20 protein-coding genes and 1 pseudogene are annotated in these 24,863 nt (G+C 35.7%); 13 read left to right on the forward strand and 8 right to left on the reverse strand.

All coding sequences use genetic code 11. The annotated features are described in order from the left end of the window. Positions 1-22: 22 nt before the first annotated feature. Positions 23-127: a helix-turn-helix domain-containing protein gene (locus tag F6K27_RS13570; RefSeq protein WP_287276625.1), complete on the reverse strand. Its 105-nt coding sequence runs from the start codon at positions 125-127 to the stop codon at positions 23-25. A gap of 638 nt (positions 128-765) precedes the next feature. Next, positions 766-1,878 carry a non-hydrolyzing UDP-N-acetylglucosamine 2-epimerase gene (gene wecB / locus F6K27_RS13575; protein WP_287276627.1) on the reverse strand — a complete coding sequence of 371 codons (1,113 nt, stop codon included), beginning with the start codon at positions 1,876-1,878 and terminating at the stop codon, positions 766-768. A 245-nt stretch (positions 1,879-2,123) separates the two neighbouring features. Between wecB and F6K27_RS13580 the strand changes: the two genes are divergently transcribed. From F6K27_RS13580 to F6K27_RS13595, 4 genes and pseudogenes are all read left to right on the forward strand, one after another. Then, positions 2,124-5,363: an ATP-binding protein gene (locus F6K27_RS13580; protein WP_287276629.1), complete on the forward strand. Its 3,240-nt coding sequence runs from the start codon at positions 2,124-2,126 to the stop codon at positions 5,361-5,363. Positions 5,364-5,525: 162 nt separating this feature from the next. Then, positions 5,526-5,771: a PleD family two-component system response regulator gene (locus tag F6K27_RS13585; RefSeq protein WP_287276631.1), complete on the forward strand. Its 246-nt coding sequence runs from the start codon at positions 5,526-5,528 to the stop codon at positions 5,769-5,771. Positions 5,772-5,834: 63 nt separating this feature from the next. Further along, positions 5,835-6,662: pseudogene (locus F6K27_RS13590) on the forward strand (GAF domain-containing protein). Between the two features lie 172 nt (positions 6,663-6,834). Further along, a complete protein-coding gene (locus F6K27_RS13595; RefSeq protein WP_287276633.1) occupies positions 6,835-7,425 on the forward strand; it encodes a pseudouridine synthase in 591 nt (196 codons plus the stop codon). A 33-nt stretch (positions 7,426-7,458) separates the two neighbouring features. On the opposite strand, the gene F6K27_RS13600 is transcribed toward F6K27_RS13595, so the two are convergent. Further along, on the reverse strand, positions 7,459-7,770 hold the full coding sequence (locus tag F6K27_RS13600; RefSeq protein WP_124142718.1) for an urease subunit beta: 312 nt from the start codon (positions 7,768-7,770) through the stop codon (positions 7,459-7,461). 48 nt (positions 7,771-7,818) lie between these two features. After that, on the reverse strand, positions 7,819-8,121 hold the full coding sequence (gene ureA, locus F6K27_RS13605; RefSeq protein WP_124142719.1) for an urease subunit gamma: 303 nt from the start codon (positions 8,119-8,121) through the stop codon (positions 7,819-7,821). A gap of 302 nt (positions 8,122-8,423) precedes the next feature. On the opposite strand from ureA, the gene F6K27_RS13610 reads away from it, so the two are divergent. Together F6K27_RS13610 and F6K27_RS13620 are read left to right on the forward strand one after the other, a co-directional pair. Further along, positions 8,424-8,549: a hypothetical protein gene (locus F6K27_RS13610; protein WP_287276635.1), complete on the forward strand. Its 126-nt coding sequence runs from the start codon at positions 8,424-8,426 to the stop codon at positions 8,547-8,549. A 1,320-nt stretch (positions 8,550-9,869) separates the two neighbouring features. Further along, entirely contained in the window at positions 9,870-11,603 is a 1,734-nt protein-coding gene (locus tag F6K27_RS13620) for a glycosyltransferase family 39 protein (RefSeq protein ID WP_287276636.1), read from the forward strand. Positions 11,604-12,345: 742 nt separating this feature from the next. Here F6K27_RS13620 and F6K27_RS13625 read toward each other — a convergent pair. Next, the gene (locus F6K27_RS13625) at positions 12,346-12,561 is read right to left on the reverse strand and encodes a hypothetical protein (protein ID WP_124143672.1); all 216 of its coding nucleotides are present in this window, start codon (positions 12,559-12,561) and stop codon (positions 12,346-12,348) included. A gap of 27 nt (positions 12,562-12,588) precedes the next feature. On the opposite strand from F6K27_RS13625, the gene glpK reads away from it, so the two are divergent. The 4 genes from glpK (at position 12,589) to F6K27_RS13645 (ending at position 17,123) form a co-directional block, all read left to right on the forward strand. Beyond that, a complete protein-coding gene (glpK, locus tag F6K27_RS13630) occupies positions 12,589-14,103 on the forward strand; it encodes a glycerol kinase GlpK (RefSeq protein WP_287276637.1) in 1,515 nt (504 codons plus the stop codon). Between the two features lie 509 nt (positions 14,104-14,612). Beyond that, a complete protein-coding gene (gene clpS / locus F6K27_RS13635) occupies positions 14,613-14,963 on the forward strand; it encodes an ATP-dependent Clp protease adapter ClpS (protein WP_287276639.1) in 351 nt (116 codons plus the stop codon). Positions 14,964-15,048: 85 nt separating this feature from the next. Continuing rightward, positions 15,049-15,195 (forward strand): hypothetical protein, encoded by a 147-nt coding sequence (locus F6K27_RS13640; RefSeq protein ID WP_287276641.1) that lies wholly within the window; start codon positions 15,049-15,051, stop codon positions 15,193-15,195. Positions 15,196-16,187: 992 nt separating this feature from the next. Then, complete coding sequence (locus F6K27_RS13645) at positions 16,188-17,123, forward strand: hypothetical protein (RefSeq protein WP_124143675.1); 936 nt, start codon at positions 16,188-16,190, stop codon at positions 17,121-17,123. 464 nt (positions 17,124-17,587) lie between these two features. Here the strand turns inward: F6K27_RS13645 and F6K27_RS13650 are convergent, their stop codons facing one another. Further along, a complete protein-coding gene (locus tag F6K27_RS13650; protein ID WP_124143676.1) occupies positions 17,588-18,079 on the reverse strand; it encodes a YbjN domain-containing protein in 492 nt (163 codons plus the stop codon). A 103-nt stretch (positions 18,080-18,182) separates the two neighbouring features. On the opposite strand from F6K27_RS13650, the gene F6K27_RS13655 reads away from it, so the two are divergent. Beyond that, positions 18,183-19,013, forward strand: a complete 831-nt coding sequence (locus tag F6K27_RS13655) for a class I SAM-dependent methyltransferase (RefSeq protein ID WP_287276642.1) — start codon at positions 18,183-18,185, stop codon at positions 19,011-19,013. A 1,437-nt stretch (positions 19,014-20,450) separates the two neighbouring features. Here the strand turns inward: F6K27_RS13655 and F6K27_RS13660 are convergent. After that, entirely contained in the window at positions 20,451-21,548 is a 1,098-nt protein-coding gene (locus F6K27_RS13660) for a class I SAM-dependent methyltransferase (RefSeq protein ID WP_287276644.1), read from the reverse strand. 252 nt (positions 21,549-21,800) lie between these two features. Here F6K27_RS13660 and F6K27_RS13665 point away from each other — a divergent pair, with 252 nt between their 5' ends. Beyond that, positions 21,801-21,956 carry a hypothetical protein gene (locus F6K27_RS13665; protein ID WP_161565049.1) on the forward strand — a complete coding sequence of 52 codons (156 nt, stop codon included), beginning with the start codon at positions 21,801-21,803 and terminating at the stop codon, positions 21,954-21,956. Between the two features lie 444 nt (positions 21,957-22,400). On the opposite strand, the gene glnA is transcribed toward F6K27_RS13665, so the two are convergent. Next, a complete protein-coding gene (gene glnA / locus F6K27_RS13670; protein WP_124155250.1) occupies positions 22,401-23,822 on the reverse strand; it encodes a type I glutamate--ammonia ligase in 1,422 nt (473 codons plus the stop codon). Between the two features lie 491 nt (positions 23,823-24,313). On the opposite strand from glnA, the gene apcB reads away from it, so the two are divergent. Next, positions 24,314-24,823 carry an allophycocyanin subunit beta gene (gene apcB / locus F6K27_RS13675; protein ID WP_124143680.1) on the forward strand — a complete coding sequence of 170 codons (510 nt, stop codon included), beginning with the start codon at positions 24,314-24,316 and terminating at the stop codon, positions 24,821-24,823. The last annotated feature ends 40 nt before the right edge of the window (positions 24,824-24,863 follow it).

The following is a 24,863-nucleotide window of genomic DNA, read 5'->3' on the forward strand; positions in this document are numbered from 1 at the left end:
ATCTGCTTTTGGGCAGTCTTTGCTAGCCAACGAGTCGCACATACCACCATCGAGAGTAGCCCGCGTGTTGAGCAAAGAGGGTTTTCTGCTGATTATTAAGTTTGAGCTTTGTTCTAATGGATTTCATGTATGCGTGAGCGCAGCCAGTCTAAATAGTATGCTTAAATACGTATTATATCGTTATTCGTTGATTAAGTCAATGCTCTACTAGAGTCTCTGAGCTAAAATGATTAGTAAAAAAGACCTAACCTTCTAACTTTCTAGGGGGAAAAATCTGTATAGCAGTCGAAGCAAAGATATAAAGTTCATCCACACTGAGAAAGTTAGACTTACTACTGTTATAACTAAAGAGAACTTCAACAAGCGATCGCTAACTACAATAAAACTAAGGATGCAAATGCTTTGCTGAGAATGGAGTTATAGTTAAGCATCATTAAGAAAAATATTACAATATTAGGCGTTGCTGAAGCGCGTGTATGATATTAATCCTAATTACTTAGGAGTCAACCCACCCGCGCGCCTCTTCTAGGAGGGGAAGTCAGGAGGACTGAGTCAGGAGGGAAAAAAGAATAAGAAATTCCGAGTAGAAGGAGAAAGTTTTTTGCTCGCCCTCTTATCCTGAATGATATCATACCTATTTCTTCCTATTTAGTTACCGAAAAACTCCTTTCTATTTACTAACTCCTAACTCCTGTGAACTCATAAATTTATTCCGCAACGCCAAATAAAGAATGCGATAGAGACATATAACCGAGCAAAAATAGCTTAACCAAAATAACTTTTCACAATCTTCATAATTCTTTCTGAGGCATGACCGTCACCGAAAGGATTAATTGCCATTGCCATTTTTTCATACTTAGCAGCATCACTCAATAATTCCGCAGTAGCAGCCATAATATTAGTTGAATCAGTACCTACAAGTTTAGCAGTTCCTGCCATGATTGCTTCCGGCCTTTCTGTAGTTTCTCGTAATACTAAAACAGGCTTTCCTAAGCTCGGAGCTTCTTCTTGTAAACCACCAGAATCAGTTAATACTAAATAACAGTTATGAATTGCTCCTACTAATTGATTATAATCAAAAGGTTCTTCTAAAAAAACTCTGGGATGACTTTCTAAAATAGCTTTTAAAGGTTCTCTAACTGTAGGGTTTTTATGAAGAGGTAAAACTAAAGCTGTATCAGGAAACTTGTCTAAAATTTTGATAAATCCTTGAGCAATTTCTGTCAAAGGTTTTCCCCAATTTTCGCGTCGATGAACAGTTGCTAATATTACTCGGTATTTGTGCCAATCTAAACCATAAATATAACATTGAGGCTGAGTTTTCGCTACTTTTAACAAAGCATCAATGACCGTATTTCCTGTTTGATGAATTTCCCCTACTACTCCAGATTTGTGCAAGTTTTCTACAGCTAAATTGGTAGGAGCAAAATGTAATTGAGCTATCTGAGAAATTAAACGGCGGTTTGCTTCTTCAGGATAGGGATTCAATAAATCATTGGTTCGTAAACCTGCTTCTATGTGACCAACAGGAATTTTTTGATAAAATGCAGCTAGGGTAGCCGCAAAAGCGGTGCTAGTATCTCCCTGGACTAATACTAATTGAGGCTGCAGTTGCAGAAATAACGCTTCTAATCCTTGCAAACTTCGACACATAATATCTGTCAATGTTTGCCGAGTTTGCATAATTGCTAAATCCCGATCTGGACTAATTTCAAATAATTTCATTACCTGTTTTACCATTTCTCGATGTTGTCCAGTTAAAATTACCTGGGTTTTAAAATCTGGAGAACTTTGAAAAAGTTGGATAACTGGTGCTAATTTTATAGCTTCGGGGCGAGTTCCTAAAGTAATTGCTATTTGGATTGGAGTACTAAGCATTTTGGCTTAATTTTAGATTTTTTTCTAGACAGTCATCAAAATTATATAGTGTTTCTTGGTTGACTGAAGTACAGTAATTAGCCTTAAAAGAAAGACTTAAATCAGGGAGATAAAAAAGCTGTTTGCTGATGGCTATTTGCGTTTCGGCTGTCGCCGTACGCAGCATGACTTAGAAAGTTATAATTGCAACTACAGCTTAGGATTTGATTAAATAATAATATCTAGTATATCAGGAGGGGTATTATATGTCATGGTTATTTGTAACAACTATTAGTTCGAGTATCTTGCTGATGAATGTAATTTATTACCTACTACAACCAAGGTTAATGTTATTTAATTTAACATCAGATTTATTGATGGCACTGGCCTATTATTTGATCGCACTAATACTTACCTACTGTTTGATTAAACGACCAAATATGCCATTCAATTTAACTTTTTGGATGTTGGCAATTTTGATGATTTTTAGTGGTATTTCTTACAGTCAAAAAATTTGGAATCTACAGTCTCCTCATCATGGTCTATTAGGGTTAGTTAAAGGTACTACAGTAATAGTTGCTATTGTCACAATAATATTTTTAATTCGTTTAGCTCGAAAACTTTTAAAAAGACCTGATTTAATACAACTAGAGGCAACTAATGAGGAACTAGAAAAACAAATCAGAGAACGTATTTTAGCTGAAGAAAAAATATGCCTCCTGAATGCCAATTTGGAAGCTAGAGTACACAAGCGAACAGCAGATTTAAAAGATTTAAATCAAAAGCTAGAAAATGAAATCAATGAACGTATAGCATTTTCTGAAGCTTTAAAAAAATCTGAGGCTCGTTTAGCAGGTATTTTAGATATGGCGGAAGATGCAATTATTTCAGTAGATAGAAATAGAATTATTCAAATGTTTAACCAAGGAGCAGAAAAAATATTTGGTTATACAAATCAGGAAGCTGTGGGGCAATCACTTGGTAAATTAATTGTTTGGCAAGAGTCAAAATTCAACAACTCTCTAGAAGTAAAAAATCATCAAACAAAACATAGACTAGCTGTAGTTATTGCTAGGCGAAAAGATCGTACAGAATTTCCAGCAGAGGCATCAATTTCACAATTAGAATTAAAAGATGAAACTGTATTTACGATAATTTTGCGGGATATTAGCGAACAGCAAGCTGCACTTTACGAACGCAAACAAGCAGAACAAAAATTAGCTATTCAAGCTTCAGCAGCAGCAGCATTAGCAAAATTAGGTCAACGTGCTTTACAAAATATTTCTTTATTTGAGCTAATGTCAGAAGCAGTGTCCCTAGTTTGTCAGACTCTAAAACTAGACCATTGTCAAATTTGGGAATACTCATCAGATACTCAAACTTGGCAAATTAAAGCTAGTATGAATAAAGCAAAAACTTTAATCGCTCAACCAGTTGTTACTAAGGCTTTTGATTCTATTATTACTCACACTTTAGCTGCGGAAAAACCAGTTATTATTGAAGATCTCAACACTAAAATTTCAGAGTATCCAGACTTCAAACACTTGTTAAAGCAAGGTATTGTCAGTGGTATCAGTTTAATCATTCCGGGAAATCATCAATCAGTAGGAATATTAGCTGCTTATGCTACTAAAAAATATACTTTCACTCTTGATGATATTCACTTTTTACAGTCAGTAACGAATATTCTCGCTAGTGCAATTGAACAAAATTTGATTCACTTAGCGCTACAACAACAATTACAACGTAGTCTTCTATTAGGACAAATTACTCAAGATATTCGCCAAAGTTTAGATGCACAGAGAATATTTGATACTACTGCAAAACAAATAGGTCAAGCTTTTCTCGTCAACCGTTGCGTTATTCATTCCTATCAGGTAGGAACAGTACCAAAAGTACCATTTGTAGCCGAGTATTTGGAAGAAGGATATCAATCGATCATGGATTTAGAAATTCCGGTAGTAGAGAATCCTTACATAGAAAAGCTTTTAGAGCAAGATAGAGCGATCGCTTATAGCAATGTTTATACAGAACCCGTGTTACAAACAAATATTTCTATATCAATATGTATTTCCATAGGATTAAAATCTATGTTAATAGTTCGCACTTCTTATCAGGATGAACCCAATGGGATTATTTGCTTGCATCAATGCGATCGTTACCGTACTTGGACAAAAGATGAAATTGAACTACTAGAAGATGTTGCCCAACAAGTGGGAATTGCCCTGGCCCATGCTCATTTATTGGAGCAAGAAACTAGCCAAAGTCAACAACTTGTTGAACAAAATATTGCTCTTCAACAAGCAAGACAAGCAGCAGAAGTGGCTAATAAAGCTAAAAGTGAATTTTTGGCTACTATCAGCCATGAAATTCGGACTCCAATGAATGGAATAATTGGGATGACTTCTTTGTTATTTGATAGTGACTTAAATTTAGAACAGCAAGAATATTTGAATGATGTCCATGACTGTAGTATAGCTTTACTCGGAATTATTAATGATATTCTTGACTTTTCCAAAATTGAGTCTAATAAAATAGATTTGGAGCAAAGACCTTTTAATTTAGGATTATGTGTGGAAAAGTGTATTGATTTACTAGCTATTAAGGCAGTTAACAAAAATATTGAATTAGCTTATTTAGTTGAAGATGATACTCCAAGTATAATTTCAGGAGATGAAATAAGAGTACGCCAAATATTAGTTAATCTTATCTCTAATGCAATTAAATTTACACAAAAGGGAGAGGTCTTAGTTAATGTTTCAGCTCACAAAATAATAGATTCAAAAAAAAGCAATAATCAACAAAATATAGAGAATGATTTGTATCAAATAAAAATATTTGTTAAAGATACTGGAATTGGGGTTCCCCGAGACAAAATGCACAAATTATTTCAACCATTTAGTCAAGTAGATAGTTCTACAACTAGGGAATATGGAGGAACAGGATTAGGATTAGTCATTAGTAAACGTCTCTGCGAGATGATGGGTGGTAAAATGTGGTTTGAAAGTCGAGAAGGAATAGGATCTACCTTCTATTTTACCCTAATTGTAAAAGTTGATGAGAATGTGAAAAGTCAACTTAATTCTATACCAAAATTAGGTAAAAAACGATTATTGATTGTAGATGATAATCCTTCTTGCTTACAAATTTTAACTAAGCAGTTAAGTCAGTGGGGGATTTTAGCTCATAGTGTCGCATCAGGTTTCGAAGCAATAGATCTCCTTCAACATGAAAATGTTAACCAAAATCAAGTTTTTGACCTAATAATTATTGATATGCAAATGCCAGAAATGAATGGAGTGGCAACTGCTACTGCTATTAGGGAGCTACCTAAATATCAATCTTTACCATTAGTTATGTTAACTCCTATTGGTAAATCTCCAGAAAAAAATCAGCTCCAAAAACTAAATTTAGCAGCTTTATTAAATAAACCCATTAAGCAATCACAACTGCAAAATATATTGCAGAAAATATTTAGTCAAATTACAATTAACTCTTGGAGCTGATTTATCAAGTAAATATTAAGAGGCTGAATTTCTGGCAATACAAGGGTTTTGGGAGTTATAGTTCAATAATCCCTAAATCCCTGAGAGTTAGATGAAATCAGGGTTTTAGCTAAGTTTACAAATCAGCTCTTAGTATTTTTTAATAAGATTTGTATGAATTCAATGCAGTCACAGAATAATGCTACTGTAATTATGATAGTCGATGATAAAAAATCGACCCGTTATTTACTTCATCAAGTATTACAAAAAGAAGGATATCAAATAATAGAAGCAAAAAATGGTAAGCAATGCCTAGAAATGTTTAGTATTCAAATACCAGACCTAATTCTACTAGATACAATGATGCCAGAAATGAATGGCTTTAATTACTATATCAAATTACAAGAACTTTTTAGTAAGGATTTATAAAATAATTTGTCTCTAGATCAAAAACTAGATAGCAACCCTTTACTCTATGGGACTTCAGTGTTAATGATTACTACTCTTGAAGATCAAGAATCTATCGATCTTGCCTTCGCTGTTGGTGTCCTAGATTATATTACTAAACCTGTTCAATTCGCAGTTTTACGTCAGCGAGTCCGTCGAATTTTGCAAATTAATCAACTTGTTAAAGAGTTAAGAAAGCAAACAGAAAGATCGAGATTAATGACCCTCATTCAAGAACGAATACGTCAGTCACTAAACCTTAATGATATTCTCAAAAATACAGTAGATGAAGTCAGAAAATTTCTTAAAAGTGACAGGGTATTGATATATAAATTTAATCCAGATGGAACTAGTGAAGTCTTGATGGAATCTATTGCTTCTGATCTACAATCCGTTATAGAAAATATGAGTATAAATTCATATTATAACAACGATAATCTACAGCAAACAAATCTTACTAAAAATATAGCTATTGCTGATTTAATTCTATATCATATTGAATTTCTGACTCGGTTTAAAGTAAAATCTAACTTAGTAGTACCAATATCAAAGATAAATAAAGAACAATTTTCTGAGCAAGATTTTGACTATTCTAGAGAATAATTATGGGGATTATTAATTGCCCACCACTGTTCAAAACTAAGAAAATGGCAATCTTCAGAAATTGAATCTATTGAACATTTAGCTAGACAATTAGCGATTGCCTTACAACAGTCAGAATTATATCAACAATTAGAAACTGCCAATGAAAAGTTATTTCAATTTGCCACCCTAGATAGTTTAACTAAGATTGCTAACCGTCGTATATTTGATGAATATATCCATAGGGAGTGGCGACGTATGGCAATTGAAAAACCTTACTTCAATAATTAAGCGGAAATGATCATATAGAAAAACTTGCTATACAATTTATCTCTTTTTGTCAAAACTTATCGATCTAATTGAACGAAAAAATATGTCAATTATTCATGATTATTACTTTTTTTCTTCCTTCTTACCTCTTCCTTACTTAGATTAATTAACCGAACTTGATATAATTTTACTCATGAGTTACAGGTACATTTTATTTAATAAACCTTACAATGTTTTAAGTCAATTCACTGACAATACTGATGAGTCTAACAGACGGCAAAACCTTAAAGATTACATTCCCGTGTCTTCAGTTTATCCTGTGGGTAGATTAGACCGAGATAGTGAAGGAGTTTTACTACTAACAAATCATGGACAACTCCAACACCGACTAACTGACCCTAAATTTGCTCATCCTCGTACTTATTGGGTGCAAGTAGAACGAATACCAGATGAGGCAGCATTAAGACAACTAAAACAAGGTGTAACGATCAAAAATTATCAGACTCGACCTGCAAAAGTAAGATTGTTATCTGTAGATCCCAATTTTCCACCCCGCAATCCACCAATTCGATTTCGTAAAACTGTACCCACCGCATGGTTAGAAATCATTCTCACAGAAGGCCGAAATCGTCAAGTGCGAAGAATGACAGCAGCAGTTGGTTTTCCCACACTACGGTTAGTTAGAGTAGCGATCGCAGACCTGTACATGAATGAACTTCAACCTGGTGAGTGGCGAGACCTCAATCAAACTGAAATTGAATCTCTCAAGCAGATGGTTTTTTAATTGAGGAAGTTGCTAGAAGGATAAATCAACCTACTATTTGTCTAATTTACCATTAATTATGCCATTAAAACCATAAACTTCTCGTCTTCCAACAAATGGTACTAAAATTACTTCCCGTTCATCTCCCGGTTCAAATCTAATAGCAGTACCTGCCGGAATATCTAGACGCATTCCTTTGGCGAGTTCGCGGTCAAAACTCAAAGCATTATTTGCTTCATAAAAGTGGAAATGAGAACCAACTTGAATTGGGCGATCGCCTGTATTTGCTATTAATAATTTTACTGTCGGGCGACCTGGGTTTAATTCGATTTCTCCCTCTTGAATAATCATTTCACCTGGAATCATAATAGTTATCTTTTTCCTATTTCTTCTGTCTTTCAACAATTCTAATTTCTAACGAATGGGATTATGCACAGTTACCAATTTTGTCCCATCAGGAAAAGTCCCTTCTACCTGAACTTCTTGTACCATTTCTGGGATACCTTCCATTACATCATTTCTTGTTAATAAAGTTGTACCAAAACTCATTAATTCAGACACCGTTTGACCTTCTCTAGCACCTTCTAAAATTGCCGCGGAAATATAGGCAACTGCTTCAGGATAATTCAATTTTAAGCCTTTTTCTTTACGACGTTCTGCTAATAAAGCAGCAGTAAAAATTAACAGTTTATCTTTTTCTTGGGGTGTTAACTGCATAGTATTTTTATATAGTTATCTCAGGGAAAATTTTATCATGTTTATCAATTTAATACTTGAATTGGTAGTGCATCAAGAAAGTGTGGGAATGGTAATATGAATATAGTCCCTAAATAGTTCAAACCATTATGGAATGTGCTCTGTGTGGTCATGGGCATTGTCCATAAGCACGAAAAAAACCAGTAAAGTAAGCCAACGGTACTATTGTCCCGAATGTCTACAAACTTTTCCTGCGGAATGCTGCGCAAACACGCTCTACTTTCTATACCCTACAGTATCCTCGGCAAATTGAACCAGAAACAATGCCTATGGTTCTGCAAGGTCATATTGAGGGTAGTAGTTTAAGAGGAATTAGCCGTACAGTAAATCTGTCCTATAATACGGTAGTCAGTTTGGTGAGAACTGCCTCTCAAAAAGCAAGTGGCTAATTCTGGGGAGACCCCAGAATGTAAGAGGCACTCAAGACAAGGACAAATGATTCATCATGCTCATGTACGCGCATATCGAAACCTCACAAATCAGTGGAGATGAATTTTGGTATGAATGTCCAAAAAAACAGGCATCACTGCCAGTCGAATGAACTGAGGGCAGGTGATTGTGGGATTGGGATAAATCAAGCATTCTCAAGTGGATTGATTCTCACAGGGATAGTTGGTAAACATACTCAGGACTTACGCAAAGACACTATAATATAGTGTTGACCCATAAAGGTTTATCTATTTGGCGATCGCTTGAAAAACAAAATATAGCAATCCTATTTTATTTGTGTATGAAAATCTTACCGCTTTTAGGGAACAGGGAACAGGGAACAGGGAACAGGGAACAGGTAAGAGTTTCGGTTTTTTTATCTACTTTTTGATTACCCGCAACCTATTTAGGATTGCTATATCAAAAATTTCAAAGCTTAACTCAAGTTACTTGATATTATTTGGTATACTTTTTGAGTATAAAAACAATTGTTTGTCAACATATTTAAGATGAATTTTAATTATTTAAAATAATTTCAGTATTTAATTAAGTAGCCAGAAAAATTATACTCTGACAAATCTTCCTGACCATCTGGAAGAAGTTAGCCACGATTAAAAAGGAATCGCGCAGGTAGACGATACCGGATGTATAAAAAAATATCAAAAACTGGAATAATTAGGATGGAATGAGTGAGAATTAGTATCAGGAAAAATCATTAAAATTAAAGGTTTTCCTAGAGATAAAAAAAAAGCGATTGCTAATTGGCGAGGTCTGCTCAGAATGTAATACGCACTCAAGACAGTCAAATTATTCTGGGTTACTATTTTCACAAAAAGAACAGAATATATTGCTACTAACGACCTGAATCAATCCTGTAATGATGAGGTAGAGTTGGAAATCCAAACTAGATGGAAAATCATCTTGATAGTATGTAACTATTTGCAGCTAGTCTGCCCTGCTTATGATTATTTATTCAACAAAAAAAATAGTATTTCGCTACTGAGATATATAAATACTATAGAAGTGATGTAGCTACTGCTAGACTCCGCCAAAACTCAAGCAAGAGATTTAGAAAAAAATTGTGATAATCTTTGACTTAGCTAGGGAGTAGCTCGATTGACCTATATTATACCAGTTGAAGGAAAGGTTAAAAAAGATCAAAAGCTTAAAACTCAGACAACGCAATATTTTTCTTCTCCCTTCTTCCTCTCTTGGTGAGCATTCCCTTGCGCCTTTCGGCGACGCGGGGTCTCACCGCTTCTTCCTTCTTCCTTCTGCACATGACCAAAAACATCAATCAAAAACTAATAATTTTTCTAGCATTTCTACTATTATCATTCTTCCTCAGATTTTGGACTTTATTTGTATCTGTATTAGACAAAGACGAAAGCATCTATATATTAGGAGCAGATAGTCTATTAAACGGCAACCTCCCTTATATAAAAATTTGGGATAACAAACCTCCAGGTATTTTTATCTTATTTTCCCTAACAATGCTAATTTTAGGAAAATCTATAGTATCCATCAGAATCTTATCTATTATCGCCACAACTTTTACCAGTTATTTTTTATATAGCATTGGTGCAGTAATTGACAAAAAACAAGGAGATAAAATTGGATTATTAGCAGGTGCTTTATACGCTATTTTTTCCCTACATAATGATGGTGCTGCTGCGAATGCAGAAATTTTGTTTGCTCCTTTAGTGACTGGAGCATTTTTATTATTATTTCAGAATACGAAACCATCAAATATCAAAGTATTTTTGAGCGGCCTAATTTTAGGGATAGGAATGCAAATCAAATACTTGGTAGTTATGGATGTTTTGGGATTAATTTTATTGGGAAGTTTATTTCGGAAGGAAGAAGGAAGAAGCGGTGAGACCCCGCGTCGCCGAAAGGCGCAAGGGAATGCTCACCAAGAGAGGAAGAAGGAAGAAGAAGAAAGTAGGAAGGAGAAAAGAAAACCTGGAAATAATTTTCAGACTATAGACATATTCAAAAATCTTTCCTTTTCCCTATTTAAGTTTTATATTATTTTAGGTACAGGCTTAATTTTACCTGCCGTTATCATCGCAATCATTTATCAATTTTCAGGTTATTTTGATGAATATATTTATGCCACCCTAACTGCAAATAGTAAATATGTAGCAATGCTCAATTTTTCCTGGTCAGACCTGTTAAGTAGACTCAGGAAACAGTTATTAGGAAATATTTTATTGTGGCTATGTTTATTTTGGAGTCCGGTTTATTTGTTTGTCTTTGCTAGAAGTAAATTAAAACAAGAACGAAAATTTATCTATTTATTCGTGTGGTTTAGTTGTGCTTTTTTAGCAGTTTTATTATCAAAGCGATTTTATAATCATTACTTTTTACAATTATTACCCCCTTTGTGTCTAATTAGTAGCTATGTCATTATCAAATCTGTTCATTTACCTCAGCAAAAATATCAAATTCGGAATTTATATGAAGAAGCAAAAAAAACGAAAAAAACTGTTACTATCGATTCCCGAAAATTTTATATTGACTTCCCTTCTGCCTTGCCAAATATACTTCTATTTCTAATATTAATATATCCTTTTACCCAAGCAGGTTATAACAAATTAAGTAAAAATCTAGAATTTATCCATTATCGATATATAAAAAAAATAGATACATGGGATGACAGAGAAGCTTTAATTGCTAAATATCTACAGCAAAGAATTAAATCGACAGATTATATATATGTCGTCAATTATGAACCAATAATTTATTACCTAGTTCCCACAAAAATTCCCACAAAATATGCTTTTCCTAGTCATTTAACAGCCATGTCTCAGATTTTACCTACGGATGCTCTCCAAGAATTAGATAAAATTATGGCGAAAAATCCCAGTTATATTTTACTAGCAGAAAAAGATAATATTAGTCCAGAATATAGAAATTATCTCAATCAATATTTAGAAAAAAAATACTTTCTAGAAACCACAATTCAAAACGTCAGATTATATCGAAGGGTGGATCTCAATTTTGAATAAAGCCAAAAATTATTGCTTTTAGGGAACAGGGAACAGGGAACAGGGAATAGGGAATAATTAATAATTAATAATTAATAGATATCTCCGAAAAATAAATCAACCTTTTAATTAGGGTTTGCTGATTAGATGTAAAAGCACTGATATATAAACGTTTTAGCATTTTTTAGTTAAAAAAAGTCCAAGCTTTTAGGTCATATAGCGCTGTGCGCAGGCAACAGGCAATAGGTAACAGTTCCGGAAGGGGGAATAAAAAGCTGATAAGATAAAACTTTTAGCTATTGGACACCTCCTGTAATTTGTAAATATGCCAGCGCACATTGCTATAATGGTTCAAAAAATTAGAATTTTAGGCTCATAGTTGCGCAGAATAATCTCTTGATTATTCTTCCTCCTACCTCCTCTATAATTCCCATTTCTCCTGTCTCCTGTCTCCTGTCTCCTGTCTCCTACCCTTACCCATAATACTTTTTCAGCAAACCCTAATTAGATTGGTCAAGGAAAGAAAAATTCACCCTAAAAAAAGATTTTTTAGCAAATTTTTCGTGAAAATATCTTACCTGTTGCCTGTTGCCTACTCCTGCAAAAAATCTATATCTTTTTCACCAGATGTCTAATGATTTCTGTATGATAATTAATTTTATTTTTGATTATTGGAGATATCTATTGAACAAAAAAAGAATTCAGAAATTAAGAAATATAATGTAAACTAAAAAAAGGAAAATAATAAGAAAAATTAAAATTTCTAGTCAAAATAGCAGTAATCGTGGTAGATAAACAAAAATCCCGAACTGACTATTGCGGTAAAAAAATCATTGGTGTTGGTGAAAAGAGGTATGATATCCTGTCCGGATAAGAGCGCGAATAAACAACTTTCTCCTTCTACTACTCTTTCTTCTTCTTTCTTTCTTCCTGACTCCTGACTCCTGACTACTAAATAATTAAGATTAATATCATACACTAATTCACCAACGCCAAATCATTTTTTATGACTAAAGACACCGAAAAATACATCCTAGCTCTCGACCTCGGTACAACAGGCAACCGAGCAATATTATTCAACTCTCAAGGCGCTAGTATCGGTCAAGCTTACAAAGAACTTACCCAATATTACCCTCATCCTGGCTGGTTAGAACACGACCCAGAAGAAATATGGCAAGACACTTATGCCATGATGGAACAAGTATTCCGGAATACTAATATTTCCCCCTCAAATGTAGAAGCTATTGGTTTAACAGTACAACGAGAAACCTGTCTCCTCTGGGACAAAACCACAGGTAAACCCCTCCACAAAGCAATAGTTTGGCAAGACCGTCGCACCGCACCAATGATTCGAGAGTTAGTAGCAAAAGGCGAAGCAGAAAAAATTCAAAACTGTACCGGATTAGTTTTAGATGCTTACTTCTCAGCTACAAAACTATCCTGGATGCTAGAGTGGGTAAAGCGAGAACAACCCAATATTAACTTCAGTAACGTGTTGGCAGGTACTATTGATACTTGGATTTTGTGGAAACTAACTGGTGGGCAAATTCACGCCACCGACCATAGTAACGCCAGTCGCACAATGTTAATGAATATTGAATCCCTAAATTGGGATAGAGAATTATTAGACTTGTTTCAAATACCTAGAGAAATAATGCCGGAAATCAAACCAAGTTTCAGCATATTCGGCAAAACAAAAGCAGACTTATTAGGAGTATCAATTCCCATAGCTACAATTTTAGGAGACCAACAAGCCGCCTTATTTGCCCATGGTTGCGATCGCCCCGGAATGTTAAAATGCACTTATGGTACAGGTAGCTTTTTGATTGCTAATACTGGAGATAGTCTTACTAAATCTCAAAATAAACTATTATCAACTATTGGATGGACTAAACAAATCAATGGTAATTTGAAAACGTCTTACGCTCTAGAGGGGGCAATGTTTACCACAGGAGCTTGTATTCAGTGGTTACGGGATGGGTTGAAACTCATAGACTCCGCAGCAGAAACTGAACATCTAGCAATGCAAGTCGAAGATACTAACGGTGTTTATTTTGTACCTGCTTTAAGTGGTCTCGGTGCTCCTCATTGGGATATGAATGCTCGCGGTGCTTTTCTGGGAATTACTGGAGGTGTGAAGCGGGAAAACATGGTGAGAGCAGTTTTGGAATCAATTGCTTTTCAAGTTAAAGAAGTTGTGGATGCTCTGAATCAAGATAGCGGAACTCTAATGACTAATCTAAAAGTTGATGGTGGAGGTTCGCAAAATAATTTTTTAATGCAATTTCAGGCAGATTTGTTGGGTATTCCTGTTGAACGACCTGCGTTTATTGATGCTACTGCTCAAGGAGCTGCTTTTGCTGCTGGTTTGACAGTAGGTCTATGGGATGACTATCACAAATTGGTGAATAATAGTACAGTTGGGCAGGTGTTTGAACCCGGTGAAAATGCTGCAAAAGTGCAAAAAAGTTTTATGGTTTGGCAAAAAGCTGTTAGTAGAGCCAAAAATTGGATTGAATAATTTTGGGAAGTCCTGCAACGGTAATGGTATTGATTGAACTTGGGGCAAATTACCTAATGATGTTAGCTGTTATTACCTCAGCTCCAATTAAAAGAAAGCGGTCGATCTTCGGAGCTTCCCGTAGGGTGCGATGGCGTTAGCGTTAGCGTTTGCGCAGCATGACCATAGGAAAGCTCCTCTATAAGAGGCAGCTCCTCTGTCACTCTTCGGGTCTCCTCGCCAGATCCAATCGACCAAGAGAGAGGATGTATTTCGGTTTCTTTCCTACTCAAAGTTTTTTTCACTCCCCATCTCCCCATCTCCCCCTAACTGAATTACTCCCCGTATGACAAAGACACAAGCAGTAAAAATAGCAAAATTTCTCGCCATATCTAAATTGACCAACATAGGGTGAAGAAAAGATAAAATCTAAATAGGTCTTTAATATAGTTATGATAATTCCTCAAGCAGTTACAATTATGTATAAATCATCCCAATATAATTGTATGGATATACAGGAAAATAGTAGCATGGATCTTGGAATTTCCATCATCGCAATTGCAGACAATATAATAGTGGGAGTAGGGGGTAGCTCCTCTACAACTTTTGCTCCTAGACAGTCTAGTCAAGTTGTTAACAAACCATATCCCAACTACAAGGTTATTGTTTTAAATGATGATGTCAATACATTTAAGCACGTCGCTGAATGTTTGCAAAAATATATTCCAGGTATGACAAGTGATCTTGCTTGGGAGCTAACTCACCAGGTTCACAATGAAGGTCAAGCCATAGTTTGGGTTGGCCCTCTAGAACAGGCAGAATTGTATCATCAGCAGTTGAGTCGGGCCGGGTTAACAATGGCACCCTTGGAAAAAGCATAAATAATTTCAGTAGGGTAATCAACAGTATTAAAATAATTAAACAAAGTTAGATATAACTAGATATTTATTGTAATATACTAGACTTATGTCTAACTTATTATGGGAAACTGAAGGACGGATCAAGTCAATCCGTACCGAAGGTGGCCATCGACGATTTACTGTATCTAACTTAATCGGTAACAAACAAGATAATTCGGTTGTGCAGAGCGCAAAGTGTGGGATAGGTAATTAAGTCATCCCAGTTCCAGGGAGCGATAATGCTGACGCAACCCTCCGCCAACGCTAAACCAGCCCTTTGTGCTGCTGTATTCTCAAATGCGAGTATGAAGCCAAATCCAATTGAAATAGGGGATGTAGCTACCGCACTTGCTCCGCTAACGCTAATCTCACTATTATTAATGTCTGCTCCCAAACCTTAGCAAATTTATTCTATCGGCAATGTCATCGGCCATTCTGTTGTCTGACAATTCTATTCCTTCGCTCCAATTGCTGTATCTGGTCTTTTCCGATCATATGCTTAATTTCAGGGGGTACTGGATCGTTCATCTCCTCCCCAATCATCGGTATGCCATTGTTTACAGTTAGTTTTACCTTCTGTGTTAACTATCAGTTCTTCAATAAATTGGTCAGTATGTTTACCAACTCTCCCTGTGAGAATCAGGCATTGGTAATTGATGGGATGATTTATATTTCGGGGTAGCGCTCTGTAACCTACCCCGGTTAATCATTGGGGGATTGCCCCTACAAATTTCATCCTGTAATTTACCAACGCCGAGAATCAATTCACTTGAGGATGCTTGAGTCATCCCAATCCAACAATTGATAATTTTCTCAAAGATTTTATAATTGGTGAAAATTCTTAACTTTATGAAATATTAGGGATGGCACAGAGAGTAAGCATTCAGCTATTAGCAGTTAGCGCTTCCCTGCGAGATGCTAAGCAAACAGCAATTAGTAATGAATAATTACTTCTCAGTTTTGAGAAGGGGACTTTAGCAGTAACTTTTTATTCTTTCTCAATTTTTCAATTGCTTTGACCTTCCACAAAATTAATGGCTGTTAACGTAGTTCCTCCGCAGGAGGCTAGCTAATAGCTGACGGCTGTTTGCGCAGCATTCCGCAGGAAATGCTTACCACAGAAGTAATATATTTAGCTATACTGGATAAATAATTAGGGAAATGGCTTTAGAATATACTTGATAAATTGATTGATTTTTTATTTTTATGAAGAACCTAATAAAAATTATCCCTTGGTTAGTTATGGCTGGCTTCGCTTGGTCTCTTGGTTTCTTTTACAATGTTTATTATGGTGGTTTAATTGGTCGGTTACGAGGAATGTACTACAATAAGGTGGCATTAGCAGCGGAGGTGGAAGGGTCAAAAAGACTGATAATTGTTGGTGGTTCGGGAGCGCACTATACTGTCAATTCTCAGTTAATGGGAGAAGAACTTGGTATTCCTGTATTTAATTTTGGCTTGGATGGAAATTTGGGTCTGAATGTAATTTTTCCTACTATTTTGGAGCAAGTTCGTCCAGGAGATGTTGTGCTGATAATTCCTGAATACTTAATGCTATTAGATGAAGATGGATTAGGCGATCGCTCTACTTACTTTGGAGTAGCTATTGGAAAACCAGGGTTAGGAGGGGTACCACCTAAGCAGTTTGCTCAAGATACTTTTGGTTTGGGCGTACCTAGTCTTAGACAATTGACAAAATCTACTATAGATATAGTTAAGCAAGTAGAAGTTTCAGGTTATTATGCCGATCCTATTACAGACTGGGGAGACCCGACTAAAACATGGGAACGCAAAAGTAAATGGTGGAAATTGACAGTTAACAAACCCGTTACTCCTCATTCAATTGCACGAATTAAGCAATTTAGAGAAGAGTTAGAAGCTAAAGAAGCAAGTTTAGTCATATCACTGCCTATCATTTATGCCAGTACAGATGAAAGAACTGTGAAAAATGTGGAGAAAACTGCTGAAGAGTTAGGTAAAATTGCTCCTCTAATTACTGACGAAAAGTTAAATTTATGGACTGACGTTAACTTGTTTGCTGATACTCACTACCATCTTAAACCAGAAGCAAAAGTTATACGTTCAAAAGAATTAGTTGAACAACTCCAACCTATAATTCAATCGACAATAAGTAATAAATAAGGTTTTAATTACCCCCTTTCTTTGTTTTTCAAGAGGGAAAAGGGAGAAAGGCTTAAAAGTCTGAAAAAAAACTTAAATTTATTCTAGATATTCACGCTTAGGTTGACACAAGCTATACCAACCAACGGTAATATAAAACCCGCTTGAAAAGTGGTCATTACGACAATAGGAAGCAATCTCGCGCAACTCCTGAGATTGCTTCTTTCCACGCTATACGACTTGGATTCTATATAAGAAGGGTTTTGTTATCTAGAAAAGAAAGACCGAAGAACCGAAAAATCTGGCTTTGTTTGAATTTTAAGCTTTTGATCTGTCCTAACCTTTCCTTCGACTGCCATACCTTAAGATACCCCCTAATTTTCCCCTTCATATCAAATCAGGTTAAATACCCTCACAATCAATAGCTTAAAACCCTGATTATTACCTTATTGTATCTATGTGCAATTAGGCGGATTTAATATCATTTATTGCCCAAATTCCGCAGCCAAAACATCATCATTATCATCAGCAAGAGTCGCAACAATAGTAATTGCCCGAGAAATTTCTCCTGGAGATAATTCTGCTACAGTACGAGTTGCCAGAATTACAATTTGATTATCCACAATAGCAAAATGAGATTCCATGGTCGATAACCAATTCATTTCCAATAATCTACGCATTAACTCGGGTTCATTTTTTGCTGGTAACTTCAGAACATAAGACCAGACATCAAAAGTATCATCATCTGTTTCTCCAGTCAGTCTGACATATACTTCCACACTACCATATTGAAATTTCCATAAATGGCCTGCTTCATTATTGGCCACCATCACTTTTTGATCTTCTGCCATATTGGCAATAATTGTTTCAATCTCTTCTATGTAGCTGAGACTGGTATCATTTTCAGTTATTTCTATATTATCTTCTTCGGTAGAAGGATTATCCACAGAAGTACTATCAGGGTTGTTAGTAGTCATAATTTATACCTATAGAAAAATTATCTATTACCAGTTTAAGTCCTGAACCTATCCTAATTACAAACAAAGCTATAATGCTATCCACAATTAGTAATCTATAGCTATGTCCAAAGCAGAAATTAATTTTCCTTATTTTGACAAAATCTTGGCCAATTTAGAAGATGAAGCAACTAAAACTATCTTTGGAAACCACGTTCACTGGGGTTATTGGGAAAATCCTAATTGGGCAAAAAATACTGCTGAAGATTTTGCGTCCGCGACGGAAAAGCTATCACAAAAGGTTTATCAAGCTGCTGATATTAAGGATGGTATTTCTATTTTAGATGTGGGTTGCGGTTTTGGCGGTACAGCTGCCAGTATTAATAATAATTATTCGGAGGTAAAAATCACGGGATTAAATATAGATGAACGGCAATTAAATGTAGCTAGAAAACAAGTTCAAGCTTGTGGTGATAATTCTATTGAATTTGTGCAGGGAGATGCTACTAAAATGCCTTTTCCTGATAATTTTTTTGATGTGGTTTTGGCGGTAGAGTGCATTTTTCATTTTCCTAGTCGCTCTGCTTTTTTCCAAGAAGCAAAAAGGGTTTTAAAACCTGGTGGTAAAATTGCTTTGTCTGATTTTGTTCCTACTGCAACAATCAATTTTTTTGAACCTGTAGTTAGATTATTTATCAAAGATTTAGGTGCTGAAACTTATGGCAATGTTAATTTTTTTACTATTGCTAACTATCAAGATTTAGCAATAAAAATAGGTTTGAACAGTTTTCTAATAGAAGATATTACTTTTAATACTTTACCTACTTATAAAATCCTAAAGGAGTTTCCTGTTTTTTCAGATTCTCCAGCTAATCAGAAAACAAATAATATTTTTGAATGGGTGACACGGTTGGGACTACTACGTTATTTAATTTTGTCAGCGAGTATAGAATAATTTTCCCATTTTCAATTGAGGTCTTATAGGAGGCAACAGGCAACAGGCAACAGGCAACAGGCAACAGGCAACAGGCAACAGTGGGAAAAATATTTCCCGGTCTCAGGTTTATTATTAGCATAAGTATTAACCCACTCATTCTTTTTTATTTTGTGTGCTTGAGAAAATGAATTGACTATTGCGACATCCGCAACAGAGAGGGGAAGTAGGTATTTTTCCACCACACACCTCTAATTTGTGTGCTCGAGAAAATGAATTGACTATTGCGACATCCGCAACAGAGAGGGGAAGTAGGTATTTTTTCACCACACACCTCTAATTTGTGTGCTCGAGAAAATGAATTAGCTATTGCCACATTCGCAATAAAGAGGGGAAGTAGTTATAACAGTCGCCAAGGCACTTAGGATATAAAGGACAAACATAGATAGATAGATAGATAGATAGATAGCGATCGCCTAATTGAGATGGTCTAATAATTTGATACTTTTTCCTCCATATACCTCAAATTTTGGTGCTTGAGAAAATGAATTGACTATTGCGACATTCGCAACAGAGAGGGGAAGTAGATATTTTTCCTCCACACACCTCAAATTTTGGTTGCTACACAAAATGAATTAGCTATTGCGACATCCGTAATAGAGAGGGTAAGTAGATATTTCCCTATCACACAGATGCTTAAGGAAATGAATTGACTATTGCCACATTCGCAACAAAGAGGGGAAGTAGTTATAACAGTTGCCAAGGCGCTTAGGATATAAAGGACAAACATAGATAGATAGATAGATAGATAGATAGATAGCGATCGCCTAATTGAGATGGTCTAATAATTTGATACTTTTTCCTCCATATACCTCAAATTTTGGTGCTTGAGAAAATGAATTAGCTATTGCCACATTCGCAACAGAGAGGGGAAGTAGATATTTTTCCTCCACACACCTCAAATTTTGGTTGCTACACAAAATGAATTAGCTATTGCGACATCCGTAATAGAGAGGGTAAGTAGATATTTCCCTATCACACAGATGCTTAAGGAAATGAATTGACTATTGCCACATTCGCAACAGAGAGGGTAAGTAGATATTTCCCTATCACACACATAGATAAGGTGCTTAAAAAAATAAATATTCCGGAGAATAGACTAAAAACTCAAAATCTCAACCGAGAATTCAAAAGCCTTGCGATAAAGTCAAGATTACTTTATCCTTAATTTATTTTCAACAATTAATAATTAATAATTACCTATCCTGAAAAAGAAGAGGATTGACTAATAAAGAAAAAAAATTCTTCTTTCTCCTTTATAAAGAGAGGCTTTAAACCTTAATTATGCAACAAAATTGATTGTAAAAATTGATGATCTTTTCCCTTATGGGGTACCCTACCAACCCCATAAAATCCACGAGTGATAGGGTATATTAAACCCATAGCGCATTCTCAGTGCTACCGACTACTGACCACTTCTTCAACAGGCTTATAACCGACCCAATACTTACTAAATAAATGAACTTCAGTAGCAATATTAATAAAACCTGCTTTCTCCAAACGTTCCTCTAAATTATCTGTAATATAACTCTGATAATAAGGTTCATGAAACATTGCTGGGAAGTTTTTTAACATTGGCGCAAAATCAGGTTCATCAGAAACTTGAATCGAATCACAAATCACAAAAACACCCCCAGGTTGAGTCACTCTAAAAGCTTCTTCTATTACTTTTTGACGTACTATCGGCGGTAATTCATGGAACATAAAAACACAAGTTGTTGCCTGAAAAAAATTATCTCTCAAAGGTAAATATTCTGCATTTCCTTGTAAAAGTTGAGGCAACTCTCCTAAGCCTTCAGATAATAATTGATGAGCTTTTTTTAAATAAGCAGAGGATAAATCAACACCATAAAGAGCAGCCTTTGGTAAAGTAGCGCGAATAAATTTTAAAGTTCTACCAGTACCACAAGCAATATCTAAAACTCGTAAATTTTGAGGAGCGATCGCCTCTAAATTTTGCCCTGAAAATAACTTTTCTAATCCCATTTTTAACGGAGCTAAAATTCGTCGTCGCATGGCATCGGCAGTACCATTAAATAAAATTTCTACCTGTAAATCATAGAGATTAGCTGATGTATCGCTTAAGTAGCCATCTGTTTGATAATGAAAATTTTGTAAGTAATAACTAGGATAATTTTGAGTATTTATTTGTGGAGAAAAATCTTGATATTTCTTTTGTTTAATTCTATTCCAAACTGTAGGCATATCTAGCCAAATATTAGGATAATAACTGAAAAAATCTGACCAGGGATTATCAAATATAATATTAACTGGATAAATACCATTTTCTCCATCTGCCAAATCTCTTTCCATAATTTTATCAATGCGTTTCTGCATTTTTTGGAGAATTGCGGAAGACAAAGGTTGAGTTTTAAATTCAAGAGTTGGATAAACAAAATTTCTCAGGCGAGTAGAAATTTGTTTGTGAGCTAAAGCGAAGTAAATTTTACTTTGTTGAAATGTTTGATAAGTAAATTTTGTAATAGTATCTGACATGACGATAAGTCTAAATAGATTTTGCGAGTGTTCTAGTTTTCGTTAAGAATTGTAACGCAATTATCATATAGCAGAAGGAAGAAGGAGGAAAGTTGATATTCTGTTGTTTTAGATATTCTATAAGTCAAAAGTAGTAATGGCAGTTGCTATTTGGCAGTTGCTATAATTTTGAAGAAAAGATCATATAGTACTTTGGCGTTTGACAATATTTGCGTAGCATTCCGGTAGGAAAAGGCAAGAAGCAACAGAGGAATGTCAAACACCTTAATGCATAGTGCCATAGCTAATATAGGGTTTGTTGAAAAAGTCTTATGTGTGAGGGTAGGAGTCAGGAGACAACCCACCCCTAACCCCTCCCTGGAGGGGAAGACAGGAGGAATGGGGAATTTAGAGGAGGCAGGAGAATGAATTATCCCAAGCATTGTTCTGCTATAGTCAACCCAAAATCCGCTCCTTTTTGAGTTCCCTAGAACGAAAACCTTGTACTTTTTCAAGACCAAAAAAGGCTCTTGTCTTTATCTGTCAATGCTTTTAGATTTAATCAGCAAGCCCTAATATATTCCTTCAAAAAAAATAGCCCCCATTGAAGGAGGCTATAAAAACTAACTCGCTATTTTTTCACATCATAATTATTGCTATGAGGCCAGGCAAGTAAATCAAGAATCATTTATCTAGAAAAATCATTTCTAGTCCTTACTTTGGAATGAGAATTAAATAAAATACAGACATTAAAGATCAAAGCTTAAATAAATTAAACCTTAGTCTTTCTAAATCATGTAAGTAATAAAATACTCATTTCTTAAGGTCTGAGAAAACTTCTTTTCTCCTAACTCCTGAATTCTACTTATTCAATTAGCAATCGTAGTATAGAGAAAACTCATAAGGATGAGGCCGTAGACGCATGGGATTAACCTCATTATCCAATTTGTACTCAATCCAAGTTTGAATCAAGTCCTCTGTAAATACCCCACCAGTAGTCAAAAACTCATGGTCTTTTTCCAAAGCTTCCAAAGCACCCTCTAAAGACCCAGGAGTAGAAGGAATCTTGCTTAACTCTTCCGGACTGAGGTCATAAATATCCACATCCAAAGAATCACCAGGGTCAATTTCATTCTTAATCCCATCAATACCAGCACAAAGCATCGCAGCAAAAGCCAGATAGGGGTTACAACTAGCATCAGGACAACGGAACTCTAGTCGCTTGGCCTTGGGATTTGTACCACTTAAAGGAATCCGAACAGAAGCAGAGCGGTTACCTTGAGAATAAGCTAAGTTTACTGGAGCTTCAAATCCAGGAACTAATCGCTTATAGGAATTAGTAGAAGGATTAGAGAATGCCAAAATTGCTGGAGCGTGTTTGAGGATACCACCAATATAATTAAGTGCCATCTTACTCAAGTTGGCATAACCATCACCCCAGAATAAAGGTTGTCCATCTTTCCAGATTGACTGGTGACAGTGCATACCCGAACCATTATCGTTAAATATAGGCTTAGGCATGAAAGTAATAGTTTTGCCATGTTTTTTGCCCACATTCTTGATGACATACTTATAAATCATCAAGTTGTCTGCAGCTTCTACCAATGTGCCAAACTTAAAGCCTAATTCATTCTGACCACCTGTAGCAACTTCGTGGTGATGCTTTTCAATGGGGACTCCACACTTGGCCATTGTTAACAGCATTTCTGTCCGCAAGTCTTGCATTGTATCTGTGGGAGATACAGGAAAATAACCTTCTTTGTAGCGAGGTTTATAAGCTTTGTTACCACCTGGTTCTTCACTACCAGAATTCCAGCGACCTTCTATACTATCTACATAGTAATAAGCTTTATTTTCTGTTTGGTCAAACCGAGCATCTTCAAATACAAAGAATTCTGCTTCAGGACCAAAGAAGGCAGTATCCCCAATACCTGTCGATCTTAAATAGTCAACTGCTTTCTGAGATATGACTCTGGGGCAACGGCTATACCATTCACCAGTTCGAGGTTCTTTGATACTACAAGTTATACTTAATGTTGGTTCAGCCATAAAAGGGTCAATCCAAGCAGTAGTTGGATCGAGTACCATCATCATGTCTGACTCGTTAATATTTTTCCAACCACGGATACTAGAACCGTCGAAGGCAACTCCATCTGTAAAGGAACTCTCATCAATTTGACTTCTGTGAACTGTTAAATGTTGCCAAATACCAGGTAGGTCAATGAATTTCAAATCAATAACTTGAATGTCATCATTGTTAATCCAGTTCAATACATCTTGGGCTGTTTGTGCCATATTAGCTCCTAAGTTTTAAATTTGGGCTTTCTTATCAAGAAGAATAGCCCTAATAAGAATACATCCGTTTAAAATTTTGGCTTTCTTAACAAGAAGAATAGCTGTGACATACTCCCACACTAAGCTGGCGCTATAGTGTCGGCTTCTCGTTTCGCAGCCCCGGTATCCCGTCGGACTCAACGAGCTTTAAGGACGGAATGCCCTACCGCCCTATTTTTTATATTTATCGCTGCATTTCCTAGTTAATGCTTCCCTACAAGATGCTGCGCAAACGCAAACAAGTCGCGGTCTATGAAAACACCGCAATGTGGGCAACAATAAGTTCGTATCAGCTAATAAGAATACATCCAGCCAATCATAAGAATGAAAATCCTTGAGTTTTTGTATCTAAGATTACAATATTCCCTAGCCTGAATCAAATGATTCTGCTAGGTGTCAATTTATAGTAGGGTAGGATAGAAAGTTTAAGAAATTGTTGGGAGAATAATTATATGCGGGACACTATAACTAGCTTAATAGATAATTACGATGCTAAAGGTCGTTATTTGGATCGGGATGCTGTCGATCAATTAAAATCTTATTTTGAAACTGGTACTGCGCGAGTACAAGCTGCTACATTAATCAATTCTATGGCTGCTAGTTTGGTTAAGCAAGCTGGGATTACGTTGTTCGCACAACAGCCGGAATTAATTCGTCCTGGTGGTAATGCTTATACGACTCGCCGTTATGCTGCTTGTCTACGGGATATGGATTATTATTTACGTTATGCTACTTATGCTTTGGTCGCAGGTAACACGGATGTTTTAGATGAAAGGGTCTTACAAGGTCTTCGAGAAACCTATAATTCTCTAGAAGTACCTATTGGACCTACTTTGGTTGGAATTGGTATTCTTAAAGAACTTGTTAAATCTGAGGCGGCAGCGGCGGGTATTCAAACTGGTGCTTTCTTAGAAGCACCCTTCGACCATTTAATTAGTGAGTTAGCTGAAAAGGACATTTAATTAATGAATAATTAATAATTAATAATTAATAATGTAAGTA

Source organism: Okeania sp. SIO2F5, from assembly GCF_010692685.1.
GTDB classification, from domain to species: Bacteria; Cyanobacteriota; Cyanobacteriia; order Cyanobacteriales; family Microcoleaceae; genus Okeania; species Okeania hirsuta.

Bases quoted from the DNA above. Each gene is read 5' to 3' on its own strand.
- clpS (WP_287276639.1), top strand. From the start codon at position 14,613: ATGGATCTTGGAATTTCCATCATCGCAATTGCAGACAATATAATAGTG.
- F6K27_RS13650 (WP_124143676.1), bottom strand. From the start codon at position 18,079: ATGACTACTAACAACCCTGATAGTACTTCTGTGGATAATCCTTCTACC.
- F6K27_RS13600 (WP_124142718.1), bottom strand. From the start codon at position 7,770: ATGATTCCAGGTGAAATGATTATTCAAGAGGGAGAAATCGAATTAAAC.
- F6K27_RS13595 (WP_287276633.1), top strand. From the start codon at position 6,835: ATGAGTTACAGGTACATTTTATTTAATAAACCTTACAATGTTTTAAGT.
- F6K27_RS13585 (WP_287276631.1), top strand. From the start codon at position 5,526: ATGCAGTCACAGAATAATGCTACTGTAATTATGATAGTCGATGATAAA.
- F6K27_RS13640 (WP_287276641.1), top strand. From the start codon at position 15,049: ATGTCTAACTTATTATGGGAAACTGAAGGACGGATCAAGTCAATCCGT.
- F6K27_RS13610 (WP_287276635.1), top strand. From the start codon at position 8,424: ATGCCTATGGTTCTGCAAGGTCATATTGAGGGTAGTAGTTTAAGAGGA.
- apcB (WP_124143680.1), top strand. From the start codon at position 24,314: ATGCGGGACACTATAACTAGCTTAATAGATAATTACGATGCTAAAGGT.
- ureA (WP_124142719.1), bottom strand. From the start codon at position 8,121: ATGCAGTTAACACCCCAAGAAAAAGATAAACTGTTAATTTTTACTGCT.
- glnA (WP_124155250.1), bottom strand. From the start codon at position 23,822: ATGGCACAAACAGCCCAAGATGTATTGAACTGGATTAACAATGATGAC.
- F6K27_RS13570 (WP_287276625.1), bottom strand. From the start codon at position 127: ATGAAATCCATTAGAACAAAGCTCAAACTTAATAATCAGCAGAAAACC.
- F6K27_RS13580 (WP_287276629.1), top strand. From the start codon at position 2,124: ATGTCATGGTTATTTGTAACAACTATTAGTTCGAGTATCTTGCTGATG.
- F6K27_RS13660 (WP_287276644.1), bottom strand. From the start codon at position 21,548: ATGTCAGATACTATTACAAAATTTACTTATCAAACATTTCAACAAAGT.
- F6K27_RS13620 (WP_287276636.1), top strand. From the start codon at position 9,870: ATGACCAAAAACATCAATCAAAAACTAATAATTTTTCTAGCATTTCTA.
- glpK (WP_287276637.1), top strand. From the start codon at position 12,589: ATGACTAAAGACACCGAAAAATACATCCTAGCTCTCGACCTCGGTACA.
- wecB (WP_287276627.1), bottom strand. From the start codon at position 1,878: ATGCTTAGTACTCCAATCCAAATAGCAATTACTTTAGGAACTCGCCCC.
- F6K27_RS13645 (WP_124143675.1), top strand. From the start codon at position 16,188: ATGAAGAACCTAATAAAAATTATCCCTTGGTTAGTTATGGCTGGCTTC.
- F6K27_RS13665 (WP_161565049.1), top strand. From the start codon at position 21,801: ATGTCAAACACCTTAATGCATAGTGCCATAGCTAATATAGGGTTTGTT.
- F6K27_RS13655 (WP_287276642.1), top strand. From the start codon at position 18,183: ATGTCCAAAGCAGAAATTAATTTTCCTTATTTTGACAAAATCTTGGCC.